Source organism: Achromobacter semiaridum (genome assembly GCF_053543755.1).
On record NZ_JBLVOL010000019.1, the window covers coordinates 1 to 20,835 of the forward strand.

Annotated in this window: 14 protein-coding genes; 9 read left to right on the forward strand and 5 right to left on the reverse strand. The window is 60.3% G+C overall.

Annotated features, from left to right (window positions below; translation table 11 throughout):
* A partial coding sequence (locus tag ACNPP0_RS06350) for an IS1182 family transposase (RefSeq protein WP_448705330.1) occupies nucleotides 1–1,024 on the reverse strand: 1,024 nt, incomplete at its 3' end.
* A 447-nt stretch (nucleotides 1,025–1,471) separates the two neighbouring features.
* Here ACNPP0_RS06350 and ACNPP0_RS06355 point away from each other — a divergent pair.
* From ACNPP0_RS06355 to ACNPP0_RS06365, 3 genes are all read left to right on the forward strand, one after another.
* On the forward strand, nucleotides 1,472–2,401 hold the full coding sequence (locus tag ACNPP0_RS06355) for a hypothetical protein (RefSeq protein WP_448705331.1): 930 nt from the start codon (nucleotides 1,472–1,474) through the stop codon (nucleotides 2,399–2,401).
* 44 nt (nucleotides 2,402–2,445) lie between these two features.
* The gene (locus ACNPP0_RS06360; RefSeq protein ID WP_448705332.1) at nucleotides 2,446–3,174 is read left to right on the forward strand and encodes a M12 family metallopeptidase; all 729 of its coding nucleotides are present in this window, start codon (nucleotides 2,446–2,448) and stop codon (nucleotides 3,172–3,174) included.
* A 152-nt stretch (nucleotides 3,175–3,326) separates the two neighbouring features.
* The gene (locus tag ACNPP0_RS06365; protein ID WP_448705333.1) at nucleotides 3,327–4,952 is read left to right on the forward strand and encodes an N-acetylmuramoyl-L-alanine amidase; all 1,626 of its coding nucleotides are present in this window, start codon (nucleotides 3,327–3,329) and stop codon (nucleotides 4,950–4,952) included.
* 222 nt (nucleotides 4,953–5,174) lie between these two features.
* Here ACNPP0_RS06365 and ACNPP0_RS06370 read toward each other — a convergent pair whose 3' ends face one another.
* Entirely contained in the window at nucleotides 5,175–6,167 is a 993-nt protein-coding gene (locus ACNPP0_RS06370; protein ID WP_448705334.1) for a hypothetical protein, read from the reverse strand.
* A gap of 969 nt (nucleotides 6,168–7,136) precedes the next feature.
* On the opposite strand from ACNPP0_RS06370, the gene ACNPP0_RS06375 reads away from it, so the two are divergent.
* Nucleotides 7,137–8,024, forward strand: coding sequence for a LysR family transcriptional regulator (locus ACNPP0_RS06375; protein WP_448705335.1), 888 nt, complete (start codon nucleotides 7,137–7,139; stop codon nucleotides 8,022–8,024).
* Nucleotides 8,025–8,239: 215 nt separating this feature from the next.
* On the opposite strand, the gene ACNPP0_RS06380 is transcribed toward ACNPP0_RS06375, so the two are convergent.
* Genes ACNPP0_RS06380 through ACNPP0_RS06390 form a run of 3 tightly spaced genes read right to left on the reverse strand, consistent with a single transcriptional unit; the run spans nucleotide 8,240 to nucleotide 15,099 of the window.
* Nucleotides 8,240–9,247, reverse strand: a complete 1,008-nt coding sequence (locus ACNPP0_RS06380; RefSeq protein ID WP_448705336.1) for a Bug family tripartite tricarboxylate transporter substrate binding protein — start codon at nucleotides 9,245–9,247, stop codon at nucleotides 8,240–8,242.
* Nucleotides 9,248–9,301: 54 nt separating this feature from the next.
* Nucleotides 9,302–11,749, reverse strand: a complete 2,448-nt coding sequence (locus ACNPP0_RS06385; RefSeq protein WP_448705337.1) for a CaiB/BaiF CoA-transferase family protein — start codon at nucleotides 11,747–11,749, stop codon at nucleotides 9,302–9,304.
* A gap of 32 nt (nucleotides 11,750–11,781) precedes the next feature.
* Nucleotides 11,782–15,099 carry an acetyl-CoA carboxylase family protein gene (locus ACNPP0_RS06390; protein WP_448705338.1) on the reverse strand — a complete coding sequence of 1,106 codons (3,318 nt, stop codon included), beginning with the start codon at nucleotides 15,097–15,099 and terminating at the stop codon, nucleotides 11,782–11,784.
* Between the two features lie 270 nt (nucleotides 15,100–15,369).
* Here ACNPP0_RS06390 and ACNPP0_RS06395 point away from each other — a divergent pair, with 270 nt between their 5' ends.
* The 5 genes from ACNPP0_RS06395 (at nucleotide 15,370) to ACNPP0_RS06415 (ending at nucleotide 20,627) form a co-directional block, all read left to right on the forward strand.
* Nucleotides 15,370–16,299 carry a LysR family transcriptional regulator gene (locus tag ACNPP0_RS06395; protein ID WP_332611630.1) on the forward strand — a complete coding sequence of 310 codons (930 nt, stop codon included), beginning with the start codon at nucleotides 15,370–15,372 and terminating at the stop codon, nucleotides 16,297–16,299.
* 231 nt (nucleotides 16,300–16,530) lie between these two features.
* On the forward strand, nucleotides 16,531–16,938 hold the full coding sequence (locus ACNPP0_RS06400; protein ID WP_448705339.1) for a Zn-ribbon domain-containing OB-fold protein: 408 nt from the start codon (nucleotides 16,531–16,533) through the stop codon (nucleotides 16,936–16,938).
* Nucleotides 16,939–16,999: 61 nt separating this feature from the next.
* The gene (locus ACNPP0_RS06405) at nucleotides 17,000–18,151 is read left to right on the forward strand and encodes an acetyl-CoA acetyltransferase (RefSeq protein ID WP_448705340.1); all 1,152 of its coding nucleotides are present in this window, start codon (nucleotides 17,000–17,002) and stop codon (nucleotides 18,149–18,151) included.
* Between the two features lie 23 nt (nucleotides 18,152–18,174).
* Nucleotides 18,175–19,488 carry a 3-hydroxyacyl-CoA dehydrogenase gene (locus ACNPP0_RS06410; protein ID WP_448705341.1) on the forward strand — a complete coding sequence of 438 codons (1,314 nt, stop codon included), beginning with the start codon at nucleotides 18,175–18,177 and terminating at the stop codon, nucleotides 19,486–19,488.
* 134 nt (nucleotides 19,489–19,622) lie between these two features.
* Entirely contained in the window at nucleotides 19,623–20,627 is a 1,005-nt protein-coding gene (locus ACNPP0_RS06415; RefSeq protein ID WP_448705342.1) for a Bug family tripartite tricarboxylate transporter substrate binding protein, read from the forward strand.
* Nucleotides 20,628–20,835 lie beyond the last annotated feature (208 nt).

The window sequence follows — 20,835 nt, forward strand, 5'->3', positions numbered from 1 at the left end:
CGATGTATATGAAGTCAGAACGGTCGAAGCGGCCTTCGGCCTTGGCATTGGAAGTGGTCGGCTTGGGCAAGATCGCATCAATACCTGTCTCCGCACATGCCTTGATCTGAGGCGCGCTGTAGTAGCCGCGATCGGCAATCGCGCGCAGTCGCTTCTTGCCCATCGCCTCCCGCGCGGCTTGTGTCATCGATGCCAATGAGTCCCTGTCATGTCCTCGGTTCGTCACTTCGTGCGCGACGATCAGATGGTGCTTGGCTTCGACAACCATCTGCACGTTGTAGCCGACCATCCCCGAGCCCCGGCCACTGGTAGCCATCGAGCGGGCATCCGGGTCAGTCACCGACAACTGACCGTCTGGACTATCTTTGAGCCTTTCCTTGACGCCATCCAGCGCGCGCATTTGCTTGCGCAGGCGCTTGATCTTGTCGTTGAGCCGATTGGTCCGGGCCTCGATCTCGACAGGTTGCGTTCGGTCCGCAGTGTCGAGCGCCGCCAGATAGCGGCGGATGCTCTCCTCAATCTGCTGCTGACGTTTGTCGATCTTGGCGGCTGTGAAGTTTTTGTCGCGCGTGTTGACTGCCTTGAATTTGCTTCCATCAACGGCAATCAGGGCTTGGGTGAATAGTTTGAGATCTCGGCATACGGCCACAAATCGCCGGCACACATTGCGAATGCCCGTGCCATTGTCACGGCGGAAATCGGCGATGGTCTTGAAGTCTGGCGCCAGACGGCCGACCAGCCACATCAGTTCGACATTGCGTTGGCACTCTCGCTCGAGTCGACGACTGGACTGGACCCGATTTAAGTAGCCGTAGATGTAGATCTTCAGCAGCACGGCCGGGTGATACGACGGGCGGCCGGTAGCTGCTGGCGCTGCCCTCACAAATCCCAGCGATTCCAGGTTGAGCTCGTCGACGAATGCGTCGATTATGCGCACCGGGTTGTCGTCGGCGATGAAGTCATCCAGGCATTCCGGGATCAACGCTACCTGTTGCCGGTCCTGACCTTCGATGAAGCGGGGCATGTCGACTCCCGGGATCGAGATACCAAACTCTATCTACATCACCGTAGCGGCGTCAAAGAGTTTTCACACAGCCTCGACCCGAAGCTGTCATTGGCGACGCGGCATTTCGAACTGGAAAATTGCTCGGCGCAGAAGGGGCACCGTATCTATGGTTGCTGCCCAACTCCGGTAGGTTAGTCGCTGTCAGTTCTTATCCTTCTTTCAGTCAAGAAGTACGGAGTCTAGGCTTTGGGGAGCGACAGAATGCCATACCCCAAATCGAGTATGTTTACATTTGCGTCTCCCACCTATTGTGTATGCATCTCGCAGGTGCCAATGGACTTCTAATATTGATTTTCAAAGCAGCTCGAGTACGCGCGGGAAAATCAAATCAGGTAAACGCAGGCTTGCCAGCGTCTGACGCTGGTCGCTGGGGCGTACAGCCAACGTATCGTCAGGGAGAGCCGAATGAAGCTCGGCACTTGTTCCATTTTGCTTTCGGTGTCTGCCCTTACTGCATGCGGCGCAACGCCCACCGTACAGTATCGACAGATCAACGAAGGCTCCGATATGGCAAGCATGACGGATGCTTTTTTTTTGCAGCGATCGGAGCTCCTCATTAACGCGCCAAATGCCGGCGGAGAGGGCGCGTCTGAGGCCATCGTCGTCAACTCTATTCCTCGCGAAAGTCAGCGCAAGTTAGGAATTCGAGCGCATGATTCCATAGTGGCGGCGACCACCATCAGTATCGTGAAGTTCGATAATACGGACCTAGTCAAATCGATCGGTGTCGAAACTACGGATGACACTCTGAAGGCGATCACCGAAGTGGGAGGGGTTGTCGTGAAACTAATTCCATTCCTTGCAGGGGCACCTCCGACTCCCGGCGCCACGCCGGCGACACTCGAACCTTGCTTTGCGCCCGGAGAAAGCTTGCGATACGAATTAGTGACCGACCCTGACAGTAAAGACTCCAAGGTTTATTCCGTGCCTGGTAAGAACTGCATTGAAGTGGAAATCGGCGCCGTGCCGCCTGATGCGCTCAAATGGAGCGAGATCCCTTTCGAGCAAAACACCAGCATGTTCCTGTATTCGGCCTGTAGAACAGCGACTATCACTGTAGCTGGCGGTCCGAAAGGCAAAAAGTCAGCCAAAGTCGTCAAGATTAGCGATCCGAATTTTGTGCAGATGGTTCGATTGCCATTTAAGGGCGTGATCTCCATGCACCCGCAATGCGGGGTGTCTGTGGTGACAGAAAAGATGGTTTCGGATACGACTCCATCGGCGGTTGTGAATGCGTTACTAGTGCAGGCGAAGGCCATCGACGACGCGAGAAAGGCTGCGGACAAATCGGAGACTTCTCCGGCATCAAGCGCATCCGGAACGCAGAAAAAGTGAGGCCGGGGCGGAATCTTTCCCCCGGGCAAGAGGAGATGCGCCCAATGAACAGGCAGTTGCGTTGGGTTGGCCAGTGGTTGCTGATCACCTTCAGCGTCACCGGCACGGCCCAATCGATCCCGGTTTGGACAGAGTCCCTCGTCGACAAGGACAGCCTATGGCCACCCCCACACTTCAGCGTACCTGTGTGTTGGGAGAACACGAACGACTTCTCACTCGAACGGCGCTGGGTTGAGGAATCGGTGTACGCGCATATTGAAGGCGTTAATCGAGAGGTGTCCGGGCTTCGATTCCTGAATTCCGCGGGTGCCCGGGGGGGGTGGAGCGTCTGCAAGCCAAACTCGCTGGGAGTTCGCGTTACCGTCGATGACAGCCCTTCGCGCAGTGACGTGGGACGTCAGTGGAACCGAGATCGGGATGGCAATAAGTTATCGGAGCGCGCCACTCGCATGTATCTCAATTTTAGCTTCAGGCTGTCGCCCGACGACGCATGGTGTCGCAAAGAGCGCGAGCATTGCATCCGTGCTATTGCGGTGCATGAGTTCATGCACGCGGTCGGCTTTCTGCATGAGCAATTGCGAACAGATGCGCCAGATAACTGCAAGGCCCACTGGGCTGAGCATCCGGACTTCGAGGGTTATAGACCTACCCCTGTGACCGAGTCATATGATGCCGACAGCCATATGAACTACTGCACGAATATGTATAGAAGACCGCTTCGACTAAGCCTGCTCGATGTTGCGACATTGCGCAGGCTCTATCCATTCAACTGAACGAAACTCAAATGCAGAAAGATTGGAGATGGTGGTTGCGCCGTTGCTTCTATGCTCCGACGCGTCCTCGCAGTGACGCGTCGCTGTCCGGACGTGAGCGGATAGAACGCAATTCTCAAAGACGAAAAGCTGGTTGCAGGGGCCCCAAGAGCTTGCATCTCGCACAACTTTTGGTGCAAATTTTGGGCGGCCTGGCTTTTCCGGGCTTTGCGGTTGCGGGACTGTCTCCGTCACAATCTGAGGCGATGGTTCTGATTGAAGTTCCGCTGCAAGGCGGCACGGTCTCAAATGTTGGAAGCGGATTTGTGGTTAAGGGAAACAGTCCTCGACACTATGTCGTAACAGCGAGCCACGCGCTGATTAACCGGCCTGCATCCACCCCCATCACGCAGTGCGTCGAACTTCCACCTGGCATAAAACTCACCTTGGGCAATGAGGGGGGGTATCCGCTCGTGGCCAAGTGCGTTCACCATCTCTCCGACGACGTTTCGCTCATCGAACTCGCTCCTCGCGCGGCCATCGCACCATATCCCACGCTTACGTTAAACGCCAAGCAAATCGAAGCATCGGAGGTCTACTCATTGGCAGCTTTTTCGGTCGTTAAGCAGTTGGATACGACGCGTGTGGCCACTGTCACGAATAGCACCGGTCCAAGCAGGACGTTGATGGTGACCGTCCTGTCCGGAGCGGGAATGAGCGGAGGTCCCTACACTCGGGCGGATGGTAGTGTAGTTGCTATCCACCATAGCCAGGCAAGCTTCGCACCGGGCTCGGCGTTCATCATTCCAATCGCCGCCCTGCGTATTCAGCTCGAGAACCTCATGCCGCCAATCGCTAGCGAAGGCGCGGAGGTGGGAGTATTGCGAGAGCTCCGAGACACTGGCGAGCCGCTCGGTTTGATGAGTGCTGCCATGGCGTTACAGGACGTTCCCGACCCTGAGCTTCGGATAAGAATTTTTAGGAAGCTATTTCCAGACACTGGGGCTGTTGGACCCGAATGGGACGAACTGCTACGCCGGTTTCCCTCCCGCCCAGGGAGGGCGGACGCTGCAGCCATCCCAGCATTGCAAGAAAGCGACCCAATCCTACGGGCCAAGATTGCAAGGCGTGCAGCAGAAAAGCGCAGAACCTGCCTAACCGCCGGACTTACTATCGACAATGGCCTTCTCTATTGCAATGGAGAAGATCTGTTTTTACCCTCACCCAACTACCAGCCCGGAAACGAGCCGAAGCTCGTAATGCTGCACTCTAACGGAATTGACTCTGCCGAAACGGCGATCAACCTCCTCTCGAGCACTCAGATAAATGCTTCGGTGCACGTATTGGTCGACCGGGACGGCACCTTCGTACAGATGGTAAATTTTCGCGACTCTGCGTGGCATACAGGCAAGGGAATTTGGGCGGGTAGCACTAACCTCAATAGACAGTCAATCGGCATCCAACTAATCAACTGGGGTAGGTTGCAGAAGGCGGAGGACGGGCGTTACTTGACCGATTCGGGGCGGGAAATTTCTGTCGATGAGGTCCGCCAGATTGGCAACGAGTATTGGCAGAGCTTTACATCCCAGCAAATGCAAACGCTCCAACTTGTATTGGCGCTCATCGCGAAGAACTACCCTATCAAGGATATTATCGGCCACTGCGAAGCTTCGCCTGGGCGCAGGAGCGACCCCGGCCCCCTATTGCCGGTGACCCAGCTAGAGGCAATTACCCTTGGCAGTATGCAGCGCGCGTACCAATGCGCGACTCCGCAGACAGTCGTTGTCAACCCAAAGTGATTGGTTATGAATGCGAGGTCTCCTTTCCAATTAGCTGCTGAAAGACCGCGCCAAAGACTCCATCATGATCAACCTTGGCACGATCATCTATTCAACATAACGAGATCGCGATGACTGGTTGTGGCCGCGAGCCGCCCCTCGATGGCCGGCCGATGGCGACCCTCTGCTGCCATTCGTTGCGCCGGATCGGAAGACGAAATTCGAACGCAGAGCTATATCTTCTCAGAATCTGGAACGGATCGGCAGCCACATAACATAATCCATTGGGGCTGCGATTGGGTCCAGGTGGTCTCCGACCATAACAGCCTCGAGTGCGTCGATGATCTTTCGCGGCAACTGCCTTTGAGCAAACTCGTTGGGAGAGAAGACGGGATTCGCTGGCGTGTTTGGCTCCCAGTATGAACCGTAGTGCAAGTCAGACGACAGGTGGCTTGGGCGGTATCCGGCAAGTGCTCTTTGCAGGAAGGTCTGTTGCTGAGTTGTGATGACGCCAGAGAGGTGCGCAAACTTCACCACCTCCTCATCTTTGCGAAAGAAACTGGCCGGGGTAAGTAGACCGCACCCTTCATTCGACAGAGGCGACACAGCCTCGAACATTCGCTCTGTCCAACATACTACGAGCAGGCCGTAGGTTGGGACGGAAACCTCTCCAAAGCTGGAAAACTTCCTTTCTGAACTGACAAGAAAGTCCTTCAACTTGTTGTCCAGCGGGAGAGCCGGCTCCGCGCCCGAGAGACTGGAGATAACGTCTTTGAGTCCTGGAAGCCTGGCTGCAACTTGCTCTTTTACTGCGCGGTTTTTAGTCTCGTACTCATGCAGGGAGGGGCACTTCACTTCCACTAATACGCGCCATTCTGGACCCTCGAGCATAAACTCGGGATTCGCTTTCCCCATGTCCGTAGGCTCCCAGTGGAGCTTGAAGCCTGCATCTGCCGGAAATGCTTCGATAAATCTCTTTCCGATGACTAACTCGCAAAGCGCTTGAATAATCTGCTCATAGGTTGCTCTATTTTCCCCGCGCAACGATGAGATTTTCTTCACAGTGGCGCAGCCCGCTCCAGGACAGAGGTCTTCAAGAACGCACATTAGTTCGATGAATTCCTGTGCGAACTCGTTATGGTTCGTGAAATGGAAGTCCAAAAAATGACGCTCTTCGCCGCCAACGATAGCGGCGTCAATGTCTTTGCGCATAGTCTGAAAGTTCTTGTGAGTCATTTTTTGATGTCCCTTGAGCGTTAATTGCTCGGTCGCCGAATATAGCCCAATCGAAAATCGGCGCGCGCCACTGACTGCTCCTGGCTGAGCACGCCGCCGGCCGACATGTTGCGTGGACAGGACGGCGCCGTCAAAAAGGCGAACTTTGACATAAAAAACCGTAGTCCAAGAGTGCCGCTTATAAAAAGGGTGAACTTCTAGCTCTCAACAAATCGCCGTGCCTCCTACGATCGAATAGGCGAACTTTATTCCTGCTGCTCAGTGTATGAGGGGCGGCGAATAAAGTTCGCGATTTTTGATGAAGTTCGCCTGTTGGCTTTGGCGGGCAATGTCTGCTATTGCGCGGGGAGCTTCTTTTCTTCTGTGCAGATGAACGGCCTGCGGGCTGGAGAAAGGCGAACTTCGCGATAAGCGCGATTAAATTGACGCGACAGGCTAAGCCCGCAGATTTGGGGCTTTCCCTAAGGGCATTAGGCAAGGGGCGACGGACGTCTCGAGGCACTCCGCTCCAGGTTGGGAGCGGTAAGAGAAGAAAGCCGTCTTGTATGGAAGGCCCGGAGGCTCCTGTGGTCAGTGGCCGCTTTCGGCCAGAAGCGGCCGTTCGAACGCTCGTCTGGCGTTTGGATCGAAAAAATCAGGACTCTCAATTGGACGTCCACGGTCAGAAGGTAAAGGCGATCAGTTGCAAAAACACGGGAAGCGACGCTTAGAGATGCGCTTTGGACTAACCGCCATTCGGAGGCACTCGAAAGCTCTCAATGATCTTCTTTTCGGCCTTTTGAAGTAGAGAGATCGTCACCTCTATCCATTTCGAAAACCACTTTTTCGTGTGGCACGGTGCCATGTCGGCGGGGGCCTGGACGGCGTTGTCTTGTCGTTCGGACGTCTTGTTTTCCATGAGCGAGATGTTCGAATATCCCTTACCATCCGTAAAGTTGACCTTGCTGATCGAAAGAGTCAGGAATACTGATGCGTAATTTGAATTTGGACCAACTCCAAACGCTGATAGCGATTGCAGATCTAGGCACTTTCGCAGCTGCCGCCCAGGCACTTCACCTTGCACCTCCGACGATCAGTTTGCATGTCAAGGAACTGGAATCTCGCATGCAGGCTCACTTGCTCGAGCGCGGTAGAAGGCAGACAGCGCTGACGCCAGCAGGGTCGGCACTAGTGCAAGAGGGGCGCAAGCTACTTGCCTCGTGTGACGATCTGATTGATCTCGTGCGCAGCACGGCAGCCGGCGGTGACGGCTTGGTAAAGATTGGGGTGTCGGTCGGCGTCGGAATGCGACGACTGCCGCTGATGCTCGATGCCCTTAAGCGGCGCAAACCAGGAGTGGAACTGAAGCTGGAGGCAGTAGGATCAGCAGAGGCTATGCAACGGCTGCATGCCGCGACTCTCGATATCGGCATCGTAGCCAGCCCCCAGCCTGCCGTGGCGCGTGTTGCGCTCTTTCCCTGGCGAAACGACCCAATGGTTGCGCTGATACCTGCTTCCTGGGATGTTCCCGAAACAGTGACACCAGAATGGTTGTCCACGAGGAGGTGGGCCTGTTTCGCGCCGGGCACCCAAATGTATGGCCTTGTTGCGTCGTGGTTCGGGCAGGCTGGCCTAAACCCCCGCCCCTATTTGACTCTGAGCTATCCCGGCGCATTGAAGAGCTTGGCCAGTGCCAGCCAGAGCGCCGCGATCTTGCCCTTGGAAGAAGTCGAAGATCAACAGCGGACGCCTGACATATTGGTTCGCCATCTTCACCCGCGGCTCATGCGCCCGATGGCCGTAGCGCATCGAAGCTTTCCCGCTCCCAGTGAGGCTATGACTGCCGTTCTGGAAGTCCTAGCGAAGTTCACTACCTAACACGTGCGATCCCGAGAGGCACGAAATCCCCGCCTTAGTTACTGACCCGCAATGCGAACAACCACCCTGGTTGGTCAGTGGCAGCAAAGGGTCGGTAGGGGACAGTGTTGCCTTCCCGCGAAACCAGAGCAGCGTGCAGCTCCACCACCCCAATCCTTGCCCGCCAAACCGGCGGCAAGACGCCTGGCTGGCGTCCGCCGCGCGCCGGGCTCGCCTCAATCGATGACAATATTCTCCCGTTTGACGACATGAGACAGCTGATCGACCTCACGCCCAATGCGCGTGGACAATTCCTTCGGATTGCTCATGACGACGCTACCCTGCGCACTGAGTGAAGACTTGGCAGCGGGCTGCTCCATTGCAAGCTTGGACTGCTCGTACAAGGTATCGACGATCTGGGCTGGGGTGCCTGCCGGGGCGAACAGGCCCAGCCAGAAAGTGACGTCGATGTTCGGATAGCCTGCCTCGGCCATCGTGGGGATATCCGGCATTTGGGAAATTCGTTGCTTCTGCGTGACTGCCAGCGCTTTCAACTTGCCGGCCGCCACTTGCGGTGCGCTGGCCAGCGTATCGAAAGACGTGTTCACCTCGCCCGCCATGACCGCCATGCTTGCTTGCGAGGCCGACTTGTAAGGGACATGAGTTGCCTTGAACTGGGTGTCATTGCTCAGTTGCGCAAACGCCAGATGGGCCAGGTTGCCTTGGCCTCCCGACCCATACGTGAGCTCGCCCGGGTTCTTTTTGGCGTATTCAACCAGATCCCTGACCGACGCGATGGCGTGCTTCTTGGCCCATTCGGGGTTGACGTTCAGAATGAACGGCGCGTCCAGTACCAGGGCGATGGGCGCGAAATCCTTGGTCTTGTACGGGGAGTTCTTGTAGATCAAGGGGTTGACGGTGATGCTGCTGCTGTTGGTGGCCAGCAGCGTGTAACCATCCGGCGCCGAACGGGCCACCTCGGCCGCCCCGATCGATCCATTGGCGCCGCCCTTGTTTTCCACGATGACGGGCTGCTTGAACGTCTTGGACAAAGAGTCCGACAGCAGGCGGGCCATCGTGTCCGTGATTGAACCGGCCGGAAACGGCACGATGATCTTGATGGCTTTGGTGGGCCATGCTTTGTCCTGCGCGAACGCGGCGGTAGTCCCCAAGCCCAATGCCGAAGCCACGGCAAGGTGCGCGGAAGCGATGAGGAAGTGACGGCGGGAATCGGATGTAGCCATTTTTTGTCTCCACGAGGTTAGGTCTTGTGCATTGCGTCGTGCTTGCGGGGCTTGTCAGGCCGCCTTTCTGGTTGCGGTGTTTCCGATGATTCCGTCGCGCTCCAGCGACTGTTGCTGATCCACGCTCATGCCCAGCACACGCGAAAACACATCGCCATTGTGCTGCCCGAGCGTAGGCGCCGGACGCACCGCCGCGACCGCAGCCGCCGGCTCCCTGAACCAGGGCGTGGTCGCCAGAAACTCGCCGATATAAGGCCGTGAAGTGGCCTTGAAAAACTCACGGGCCTTCAGATGCGGGTCATCGAGCAGCGTCCAGACCGGTTTGACTTCTCCGGCGCTGATGCCGGCCTGTTGCAGTTCGGCCATTGCGCTTTGCGCGGAGCGCGCGCGGGTCCATGCGTTGATCCTGCGGTCTATCTCTTCCTGTCGGGTCCGTCGGCCTGCCGCCTTCTCCAGAGCAGGGTCCCGGGCAAGATCAGCCGCCTGCATGACCGCCAGCAATGCCTGCCATTGCGCATCGCTTGTGATGCTCACCACCACCCAGGCGTCATCACCCGCGCACGGGTAAATCCCCTGCGGGGCATGAAGAGGATGCGCATTGCCGATGCGGGGCGTGGTAGTGCCGTGCACGGACTGCTCAATGACGAAGGGCGCCGTCATGGGCAGCATGCATTCCACCTGAGACAGGTTGACGTGGAGCCCCTTGCCCGAGCGTTGCTGCTCGAACAGCGCCAACAACGCCGCCGCCCCGCCGTTAAAGCCGCCCACCGGATCACCATAGGCGTAGGAGGTCAGCGCCGGTGGGTTTCGCGCGAAACCGGTGTGATGGGGCAGACCGCTGGCCTGCTCCAGCGTGCCGCCATAGGCCCTGATGGTGCTCCATTCATTGCCCGACCCGAATGCCGGCATGGATACCATGACCAGGCGCGGGTTGACCTGGGACAGCACGGCGTAGTCCAGCCCAAGTTTGGGCAACACTTCGGTTGAGTAATTCTCGATGACGATATCGGCCTTGGCCACCAGATCGAACAGGACCGCACGCCCTTCCGCACGGGTCAGATCAAGCGTGATGCCCAACTTGTTGCGGTTCATCAGCGCAAAGTTCGAGTTCTTTTCGTACAGCTTTTCCTGATAGAACTCATCGGTGTAATGCGTGCCCCGCCACCAGTCCGGATAGCGCGTGCTTTCAACCTTGATGACTTCCGCGCCAAAGTCCGCCAGCGTCCTTGTCGCCAATGGCCCCGCCCACCCCATCGTCAGATCTACCACGCGGATTTTTCTTAAGGGCAGCGCGCCCGGCGCAGCCCTGGCCAAGCCGGCGGCCGGCGTCAGGCTCTGCACCTCGCGGTAGCGGGGGCCATCAGCGCCCAGACGCGCGGCCTGACCGCCCGGCAAGGGCCCCGCATCGCCCATGGGCAGCGGAACGACCGGCCCCTCGAATTCGGCTGCCCCCACCGTGACGGGAACAAAGGCGCCGCGCTCGCGATGCACGCTTTGTTCAAGCAGTTCTGCCATGGTCGGCACGATGACAGCGGGAAATTTTTCCTTGCGCAGCACCTCGAACCATTCCTGGGCCGTCCTGGCGCGCAGGCTGGGAATCAGGAACGCATCGATTTCGTCGGCATGGACCATACGGGTCGGCCCGCTTGCAAACCGCGGATCCGCTGCCCGGTCCGGGTGGCCGATGGCCGCGCACAGCGCAGCCCACTGCGGGCCGGTATGGGCGAACAGCCCAACCCAGCCCTCCTTTGTTTCGTAGATGCCGGCGGGATGCGTCGTGCAGAACCGGTTGACACCCAGCCGAGCCAAGGGATGCCGGCCATCCTGCACCATGCCCGCTTCCATCTCCACCAACGAAAACGCAATCTCGTGGATGCTCACCAGATAACGCCGACTGCCGTCGGATCGTCCCAGCAACGCGGCGGTCGCGCTGGAGAATGCCGCGACACCGGCGGCAATGGCGGTCTGAATGTCATGCGGCAGGTGGGGGGGACCCTGCTGTGCGCCACTGCAATACACCGCGCCGGCCAAGGCGCGGCACACGGCCTCGGTTCCCGCGAAACCACTGTAGGGCCCGGACTCGCCGAACCAGGTCAGACAGACTTCGATCGGCACATTGCCCTGGCCCACATCCCCATCGCCGGCGTAGGCGGGGCGCTTCAGGATTTCCAAGCCTTCGTCCAGGGCGCGGGCGTCAAGAATCACATCGCATGTCCGCGCGATCCGTGACAGCCACGCGGCATCCGCGCCTGTCTTTCCTTGTCGTGCCACGCTGCGCTTGTTGGTATTGAGCCAGGCGTGCAAGGCGCTCGCGGACGCGTCATCGGCCTTGTTCAAAAGGGGCGGCAAGCGGCGCAGCGTATCGCCGTCGGCGTCCTCCAGCTTGATGACCTCGGCGCCGAAATCCGCGAAGAGCTTCCCGGCATAAGCCACTGCCGCTCCGCAGCCAATTTCCAGCACGCGCAACCCGGAGAAGGCCAGCCGGCTTTCAGATGTTTGCATAGTCGCAACCTGTTCCACAGACTTCGCCTCGATTACCAGGTATCGACAAAGGCGCGGCGGGCCCGGCCGGCGCGCAAGGATGCCGACGCGATGCCTTGGCGTATCCACGTGCGGGTCTGCGCGGGATCGATCACGGCGTCGATCTCCGTCGTGGACGCGACATTGATGGCGTGCCCGCGTTCGTAGGCGCGAGCCACCAACTCGTCGTAAAGCGCCTGGCGCTCTGGCCCCTCGGGGACATTCTCAAGCTCTTTCTTGAAGCCCAGCCGGATGGACCCTTCCAGGCCCATGGGGCCGAATTCGCCCGTTGGCCACGACACCGCGCAACTGGCCGATCGAAAGCCCCCGCCGGCCATGGCCATGGCGCCCAAACCGTAGCCCTTGCGCAAGGCAATTGCCAGGATGGCGACCCGCAGCTTGGCCGCGACCACGAACATGCGCGACACATGCCGGACTTGCGCCTTGGCCTCTTGCTCTGGCCCGACCATGAATCCCGGCGTATCGATCAACGAAATAATGGGCAGGCCATGGATATCGCAAAGGTTCATGAAGCGTGCCGCCTTGTCGGCCGCATCGGCATCGATGGCGCCTCCCAGGTGGTGCGGATTGTTGGCGATGATCCCGACAGGCTGTCCTTCCACACGAGCCAGGGCGGTGTGCATTCCCAGGCCGAACCCCGAGCGAAGCATCAATACGCTACCTACGTCGGCAATGCCTTCGATGGCCTTGCGGCTGTCGTAGACACGCAGCCGATTCTCGGGCACCACATGGCGGAGGTGGCGCGGGTCGGGCGCCACCCAGTCCCTGGTGCGGCCCTGGAACATGGACAGATAGTGCTTCGCCGCCGCGACGGCCTGTGCCTCGTTGTCGACCAGGATGTCGATGACGCCATTGGCGAACTGCACCGGCGCGGGGCCTACGTCCTCTGGCCGGAAGATGCCCAGTCCACCGCCCTCGATCATCGCCGGGCCGGCCATGCCGATGTTGGCGCTCTTGTCCGCGATGATGACATCGCAGACCCCTAGAAAGGCGGCGTTGCCCGCGAAACAGCGTCCGGAAACAATACCGAGCAAAGGCACTTCGCCACTAAGTTCGGCCAGCGCGGCGAACGACGGCTGATACAGCCCGGACACGAACGGAAAATCCACATCGCCCGGCCGCCCGCCTCCGCCTTCGGCGAACAACACCATCGGCATTTCGTCGCGGCGGGCACGTTCCACCAACCTGTCGGTCTTGATGTGGTTGCGTTTGCCCTGTGTGCCCGCCAGCACCGTCGCGTCATAGGCCATCACCCCGGTCAGCGACCCGTCGTAGCCGAATGCGTCGCCGTTGACGTTGCCGATGCCGGTGACAATGCCGTCCGCCGGCGTGTTGGCGATCAGGTCTTCCTTGCTGCGACGGCTGGCCTGCGCGGCAATGACCAGTGCGCCAAACTCCACGAACGAGCCTTCATCGCACAGGTCGTCCACGTTCTCCCGTGCGGTGCGCTGCCCTCGCGAACGGCGCTTTGCCACGGCCTGCGGGCGGGCGTCGTCATAAAGCGACGCATGGCGGTCGAGCACCGCTTGCAGGTCAGGGCGCACGGCATCCAGATCGATCGCGTCTGTCACAACATCGGTGTCGACACCATTTGATTCCTGTGCCAGCAAGACAAGGATCTCGCCTTCAAGCACGTTGCCGCCACTGGCGGCCGGCACCTGGACGACCCTGCCATTGAAATCGGCGACGACGGTGTACTCCATTTTCATCGCTTCGATCACGGCGATGGGTTGGCCCTTGAGCACCACAGCGCCGGCGCTCACGGACACCTCAACCAGGCGGCCGCTCAACGGCGCGCGCGATGCCGACAGCCCTTCGGGCACCGCGGCCTGCGCTGCTTGCGGCAAGTTGGCCGCCGACGCGCTGCGCCCCCCCGAATCCCCGATCAGGCTGTCCTTGGCCTGCTGCTCCTGCGCGTACTGCTCTGCCGCTGCAAGCAGTTCCCCGAGGATGGCCTCGATGTAGCGCGTATGGTTGCGCTGCGACAGAAAGTCCTCGCGGGCCACAAGCGCCTGCAAAAGATGGATATTTGTCGCGACACCGGCAATCCGGAACTCGGCCAGGCAACGGCGCAAGCGCCGCACCACGCCCGAGAAATCGTCATTGCTGCTGAACACGATCAGCTTGGCCAGCAGCGTGTCGAACGCCGGGGCCGGCGCGTACCCGCTATAGGCGTGGGTGTCGACGCGCACTTCGGGGCCGGCAGGCGGCTCGAATCGCTCCAGCCTGCCGTGTGCCGGGCGTGCCATGCCCGTGGCATCGGTCGATTCTGCATTGATGCGAACCTGAATGGCATAACCTTTCAACGCTGGTGGGTTGGTCGGGTCCACGCCCAGTTCGGCCAGGCGCTTTCCTTGCGCGACCCCGACCTGCAAGGTCACCAGATCCACGCCCGTGACCTGCTCGGTAATCGTATGTTCGACTTGCAACCGGGGATTGGCTTCAATGAATACAAAGTCCGTCTGCACTCCGTGCTCGTTTTCTTCGACCAGGAATTCAAAGGTCCCCAGGCTGCGGTACTCCACCTTGGCCGCCATTTTCTTTGCCGCGGCAAGAATGGCGGCGCGCAGCGGGGCGCTTAGCACCGGGCTGGGCGCGATCTCGACCACTTTCTGAAAGCGGCGCTGTAGCGTGCAATCGCGATCGCCAAGCGCGACCACCGACGCCCCATCGCCGGCGATTTGCACTTCGATATGGCGCGCGCGATTGACCAGACGCTCGGCGTACAGCGCGTCCACCCCAAAGGCCGACATGGCTTCCGACCGGCAGCGGGCATAGCGCTCGGCAATATCGGCTTTGGACTTGACGACGCGCATCCCGCGCCCGCCGCCTCCGCCAACCGCCTTGATGACGATCCCCACCCCGCCCTGCTCGTCGAAGAATCGTTCGACGTCCGCAAGTGTTGCCCCGCCCGGCGTGGCGGGCATGACGGGCACGCCGCATTCGCGGGCCAGTTGCAACGCGCGGCCTTTGTCTCCGAACAGAGCGAGGTGATCGGCGTTGGGGCCGATGAACGTGATTCCCGCCGCATCGCAAGCCAGGGCAAAATCCGCCCTTTCGCTCAGGAAGCCATACCCCGGATGGATGGCATCGCAATGTTCGGCCGTGGCTACGGCAATGATGGCGTCGATATCGATATATGCCCCCGGACCGAAGCCGGTCAGCGCAACCGAGCGATCCGCAACAATTCGATGCCTGGAGTTTGAATCGTCCTGGGAATACACCGCGACGCTTTCCAACCCAAGGTCGCGGACCGCGCGAATGACTCGCACGGCGATTTCGCCACGATTGGCGACCAATACTCTCTTCATAGTGATCCTATGTCTCTGCGCTGACTCTTATGTTCAAGTCCTTAAGCTGCTGCCCGTCGCCGTTGCAAGTTCCTGCCCGCGGGCGCGCCTGCGGGCAGGCGCCGATAAGCATTAACATGCAAGCGGAAACGCGCAACCGCGGCCCGGCTTGATTCGGCGGTTGTCGTTAACTTGGTGAGGATGGTAGGAGTCGTGCAACAGCCGCACAATTCACATTTTTCTCTGACCCCTATAGCCGTTCGGCATGTGTCTCGATAAAGGCAGGCGAAAATGGAACTCAGGCAGTTGAGAACGGTTTTGGCAATCGCGGAAACCGGCAGCCTCACCAAGGCAGCGGAACTGTTGCACGTCGTGCAGCCCGCCCTGTCCCGGCAGTTGAAGCAGCTGGAAGACGAACTGGGCACTCCGCTTTTCGAGCGCAACCGGCTGGGGATGGTGCTGACCGTGCCTGGCCGCCGGTTTGTCGATCAGGTGCGGGCTTCTCTTAAGGGGCTCAATGAAGCCCGGGCCGACATCGGCGCCGCAAAATCGGATTTGCTTGGCACGGTATCCATCGGCATGCTGCCCGGCCTGGCGGCCCCGCTTGCCGGCCCGCTCGTCATCGCGTTGCAGCAGCAGTATCCCAATCTGCGCGTACGCATCGCCACCGGCTTCTCGGATTTCCTGCAAGAAGGACTAGAGGGCGGCAAACTTGATATCTGCCTCATGGGCGACTATCTGCAATCCGAACTTCTGCAGACGTCGCCCGCTTATTCCGAGCCCATATACGTCTTTGGCCTGCCGGGATCCGGATTATCCGAAGACATCCCGATGACGCTCGAAGCCGTCTCCAGAATGCCCATGGTGGTGCCGGAAGCGCGCAGCTTGCGCAACGTGATAGACCGGGCCTGCACCATTCTTGGCGTCAACCTGAACCTGGTTGCCGAATCGGACAGCACCGCGGTCATTCTTGATCTGGTATTACGCGGCGTCGGCTACACCATCCTGCCGGTCATCCCCATCATGACGATGCTGGCCGAAAAGCGCATCGAAGGCGCTCCCATCATCAGCCCCACGCTGCAACGCACCGTCATCATCGGCACCGCCGTGCTGAACCGCAACCCCCGCATCGTCAACGCCCTGCATGCCGAGCTGATCCGCCTGCTTGAGCCCTACATCAAACAGTTCGAGAACGTCGGCGTACGCTGGCTGGCTGACTGAATAAACCCTTTTTCGTACACCCTCTGCACGCGAACCCGGCACGCACCGGGCCACGGCCGAGCTATGCCCAATCGCTATGACCCTCGTCAAAATTAGTTAATTGTCGCGAGACGGATCGCCCCCCTAACATCATTCGAGCGTTGTGGCCTGGCCAGCAGACAAGCCATGCACCCCACCGGTGTATGGCCCGTCCGCCTGCCGGCCGCGACCCCTGAATCTTGGGAGGCAAATGTGCAGAATTCCTCTAACAGCACACAGATAGCGGGCGACGAGGCAGTCGGCCCGGAACAGTACTTCCAGCGCATGCTCGAACAAGGGCAATTCATGATTCAGCGCTGCGAAACAACCGGCCGCGCCGTTTTCTATCCTCGGGCCATCTCGCCTTATGGCGGCGGACGCTTGCGCTGGGAAGCCGCCAACGGCCACGGCACCATCTATTCAACCACCGTCGTGCGCCAACGCCCCGAGCGGGGTGGGAACTACTGCGTCGTCCTGGTGGACCTTGAAGAAGGGCCGCGCCTGATGAGCACCGTTGTCGATATGGAACCCCTGGCGGTGACGATCGGCATGCGAGTCCGTGCAGAAGTGCGCCGCCAGTCCTCTGGCGTGCCGCGCGTGGTGTTTGTGCGCTCGGATTGACCGCCTGTGGTGATTGTGCGCGCGGATTAAAGGCGCGACGCTTGTTAATGGGAATGACTTGATGGCTACTAGTACAAGAGGGGCCTCGGCGATTGTCGGGATCGGCACCACGCCTGGCTGGAACAGCCCCGGGTTCTCGGCGTTGGATCAGCTCGGCATCGCCGTTCAGGCGGCGGCGGCCGATGCGGGCATCGGCGTGGACCAGATCGACGGCTTGTTCACGTCCACACTGACGCATTTCATGCCCGCCCTGTCCGTGGCGGAGTATCTCGGCATTCATCCGACCTATATGGATGGCACCAACATCGGCGGATCCTCATTTCTGGCGCACCTGTTGTCGGCCACGCTTGCCCTGCAAGCCGGGCTGTGCAAAGTGGCCTGCATTTGCTATGGGTCGAACCAACTGTCGGCGGGCGGCAAGCTGACCACCCTGACCGAACCCGCCCCCTGGGAGGCGATGTATTTACCGCGCAACCCCATCAGCGGCTACGCCTTGGCTACCGCACGCCACATGCACCAGTACGGAACCACCCGCGAGCAATTGGCCAGCGTCGCGGTCGCCGCGCGCCAGTGGGCGCAGCGCAATCCTGCCGCGCACGAGCGCGGCCCCCTGAGCATCGCCGATGTTCTGGATTCCCGGCCCATATCCGACCCGCTCACGCTGCGGGACTGCTGCCTGGTGACGGACGGCGGCGGCGCGATGATACTGGTCGCCGCTGAGCGCGTGCCGGAATTCGCCAACACGCCGGCCTATGTTCTGGGTGTCGGTGAGGCAACCACGCATCGCCAGATTTCAAGCATGCAAGACCTCACGGTCACCGGTGCCGTGCAATCCGGCCAACGCGCCTTCCAGATGGCGCGCGTCGCGCCGCAAGACATCGACGTCTTGCAGCTCTATGACGCATTCACCATCAACCCGATTCTGTTTCTTGAGGACCTGGGTTACTGCGCCAAGGGCGAAGGCGGCGCGTTCGTGGCGTCAGGCGTGACCGCGCCCGGTGGCGCACTGCCGGTCAACACCAACGGCGGCGGCCTGTCCTGCAATCACCCGGGCATGTATGGCATTTTCGCGGCCATCGAAGCGGTGCACCAGATCCGCCGCTCGGCGGGCGCCAGGCAGGTTGACGGCGTCGATCTGGCCCTGGCCCATGGCAATGGCGGCCAGCTGGCCAGCCAGGTCACGGCGATTCTCGGATCGCGCGCCACCCTGTAACCGCTTAACCCGTGGACATAATCATGAGCAGCACAACCAGCACGCCAGTCGTCAACCACCCTCCCTTCGTGGCCGAGCGTCAATTGCACAAGCTGCCGTTTGCGGCCAAGGCCAGGCCCGTCAGCCGGGCGGCGGTGATAGGTGCCGGCACGATGGGCGGCGGCATTGCGATGTGCTTCGCCAACGCCGGCATACCCGTGGTGCTGTTGGAGAAAGACGCCGAGCGCCTCAGTCAGGGCTTGGCGCGCATCGAAGAAAACTATGCCAACTCCGCTCGGCGCGGCCGGCTCGGCATAGACGACGTCGCGCAGCGTCTTGCATGCATACAGGGCAGCACACGCTTCGAGGATCTGGCCGACGTGGATGTGGTCATTGAAGCGGTCTTCGAGGAAATCGGACTTAAACACGAGATATTCAAGACGCTTGATCGGGTGTGCAAACCCGGCGCCATCCTGGCCTCCAACACGTCTTACCTGGACATCGACAAAATCGCGAGCGCCACGCGGCGGCCCCAGGACGTGGTCGGGATGCACTTTTTCAGCCCCGCCAACGTCATGCAGTTGCTGGAGAACGTGCGCGGCTCCGCCACTTCTGACGACGTGTGCGCCACCGTCATGGAAGTGGGCCGCCGCCTGGGCAAGGTCGCCGTGCTGGTGCGGTCCTGCGACGGATTCGTCGGCAATCGCATGTTGGCCAAGCGTACGCGCGAAAGCTATTTCCTGCTCCAGGAAGGTGCCTCGTTCTTTCAGATTGACCGTGTGCTGCGCGACTTCGGCCTTCCGATGGGGCCGTTCGCCATGGCGGATCTGGCAGGGTTGGACGTGGGCTGGCGCAATCGCCAGAGCCGCCTGCAACACCTGACGCCGCGCGAGCGCGAGTGCGACATGCTGGACCGCATGGTCGCCGCGGGCCGGCTGGGCCAGAAGACCCAGGGGGGCTTCTACGACTATGACAGTGACCGCAAGGCCACCCCGTCACCTGCTGCCCAAACCCTGGTCGCCGCACACCGAGCCGCCTCCGGCCGACAAGCGCGGCAGATTTCCGATGAGGAAATTCTGGAGCGCTGCCTGTACTCCATGATCAACGAAGCCGCCTATATCCTGGAGGAAGGAATCGTCGATCGCGCCTCGGACATCGACGTCGTCTGGCTCAAAGGCTACGGCTTTCCCGCCCATCGAGGCGGCCCGTTGTGCTATGCGGACCAGATCGGCCTGCCTGCTGTCTTGGCGGGGCTGCGCAAGTACGAAGCCGTGCACGGTTCCCAATACTGGAAGCCGGCCAATCTCATCGTCAAGCTCGCTCAGGAGGGGCGAGGCTTTCACGATGGCCCTGCCTGAAGCCGCGCACGCGCGATAAAGCGCGCACGTGAACGTGTCCCAAAGGGACGCAGGCGCTGTCGATACCTGAGCTGCGTGGGCGGCGGACCTGGCATATACAGAAGTCTTGATAAATACAACAACCGGAGACAAGCGTGTCTGACAAGCAACTGCATCGCATCCCTTTGGGCGGCAATCTGGCCGCCATCATCATCTGCGCCAGCAGCGCCCTGCTCGCGCCTGGGGGCGCGGCTGCCGCCGACTGGCCCGACGGCAAACCCATCACCATCGTCGTCCCGTTTTCGCCTGGCGGTTTCACGGATCTGGTTGCGCGCCGCTACGCTCAGGACCTGGGCAATGCGTTGAAGACGACCATCGTGGTTCAAAACAAACCCGGCGCCAGCGGCCAGATCGGCACTGCGCTGATCGCGCGCGAGAAGCCGGACGGCTACAACCTGCTTGTCACGGCCACGCAGCACGTGATCTATCCCGGCCTGCAGCCCAACCTGCCCTACGACCCGAAGAAGAGCTTTTCCAACGTGGCCATTCTGGCTTACGCGCCTAACGTTCTGCTGGTTCCCGCCAAATCCCCCCTCTCCAACGCCAAGGAATTCACGGCCTACGCCGACCAACAACCTGGCGGTCTGGCTTTTGGCTCCAGCAGCGTGGGCGGCTCGGCGCACATGTCCGGCGAACTCTACAAAATGGTCACCGGCGCCCATCTGCGCCATATTCCCTACAAGGGCGCCGCGCCAGCCGTCACCGACCTGATAGGCGCGCAGATCCCGGCGGCATTCCTGGACGCAACGTCGGCAGCCGCCTTCATCCGCTCGGGCGACGTCAAGGCCCTGGCGGTCACGTCCAAAGACCGCCTGCCCAGCTTGCCCGATGTACCCACCGTTGCCGAATCCGGCTATCCAAGCTACGAATCGCAGGCTTGGATAGGCCTGTTCGGACCCGCGGGCATGCCGACACCCATCGTGCAGAAACTGAACCAGATCGCCATCGACAGCGCCAACACCGAAGCCAACATCAAATGGCTCAACGACAACAATGCCACGCCGGCCAAGCTCTCGGCCGCGCAGGTCACGGGCTTCGTCGATGCCGAGCTCGACAAATGGAAAACCGTGATCGACCGGGCGCACGTCACGGTCCAATAGCACGGTAAGGCGCTCGCAAAGCGGGCGCCGTACCCATGGGACCCGCGTCTTTGGCATTGCGGAACGGCGCCATGGAGATGGCCTCTGCAATGGGCGTCAGCATTTGGTTTTTCCAATCCGATGGGTGGCTCTAATGGGCACGCTGCCCATCGTCGCCGCCCTGCCGCCTTCAGCGCCCTGGAACATTCTGTCCAAGTCGCCCGCCCTT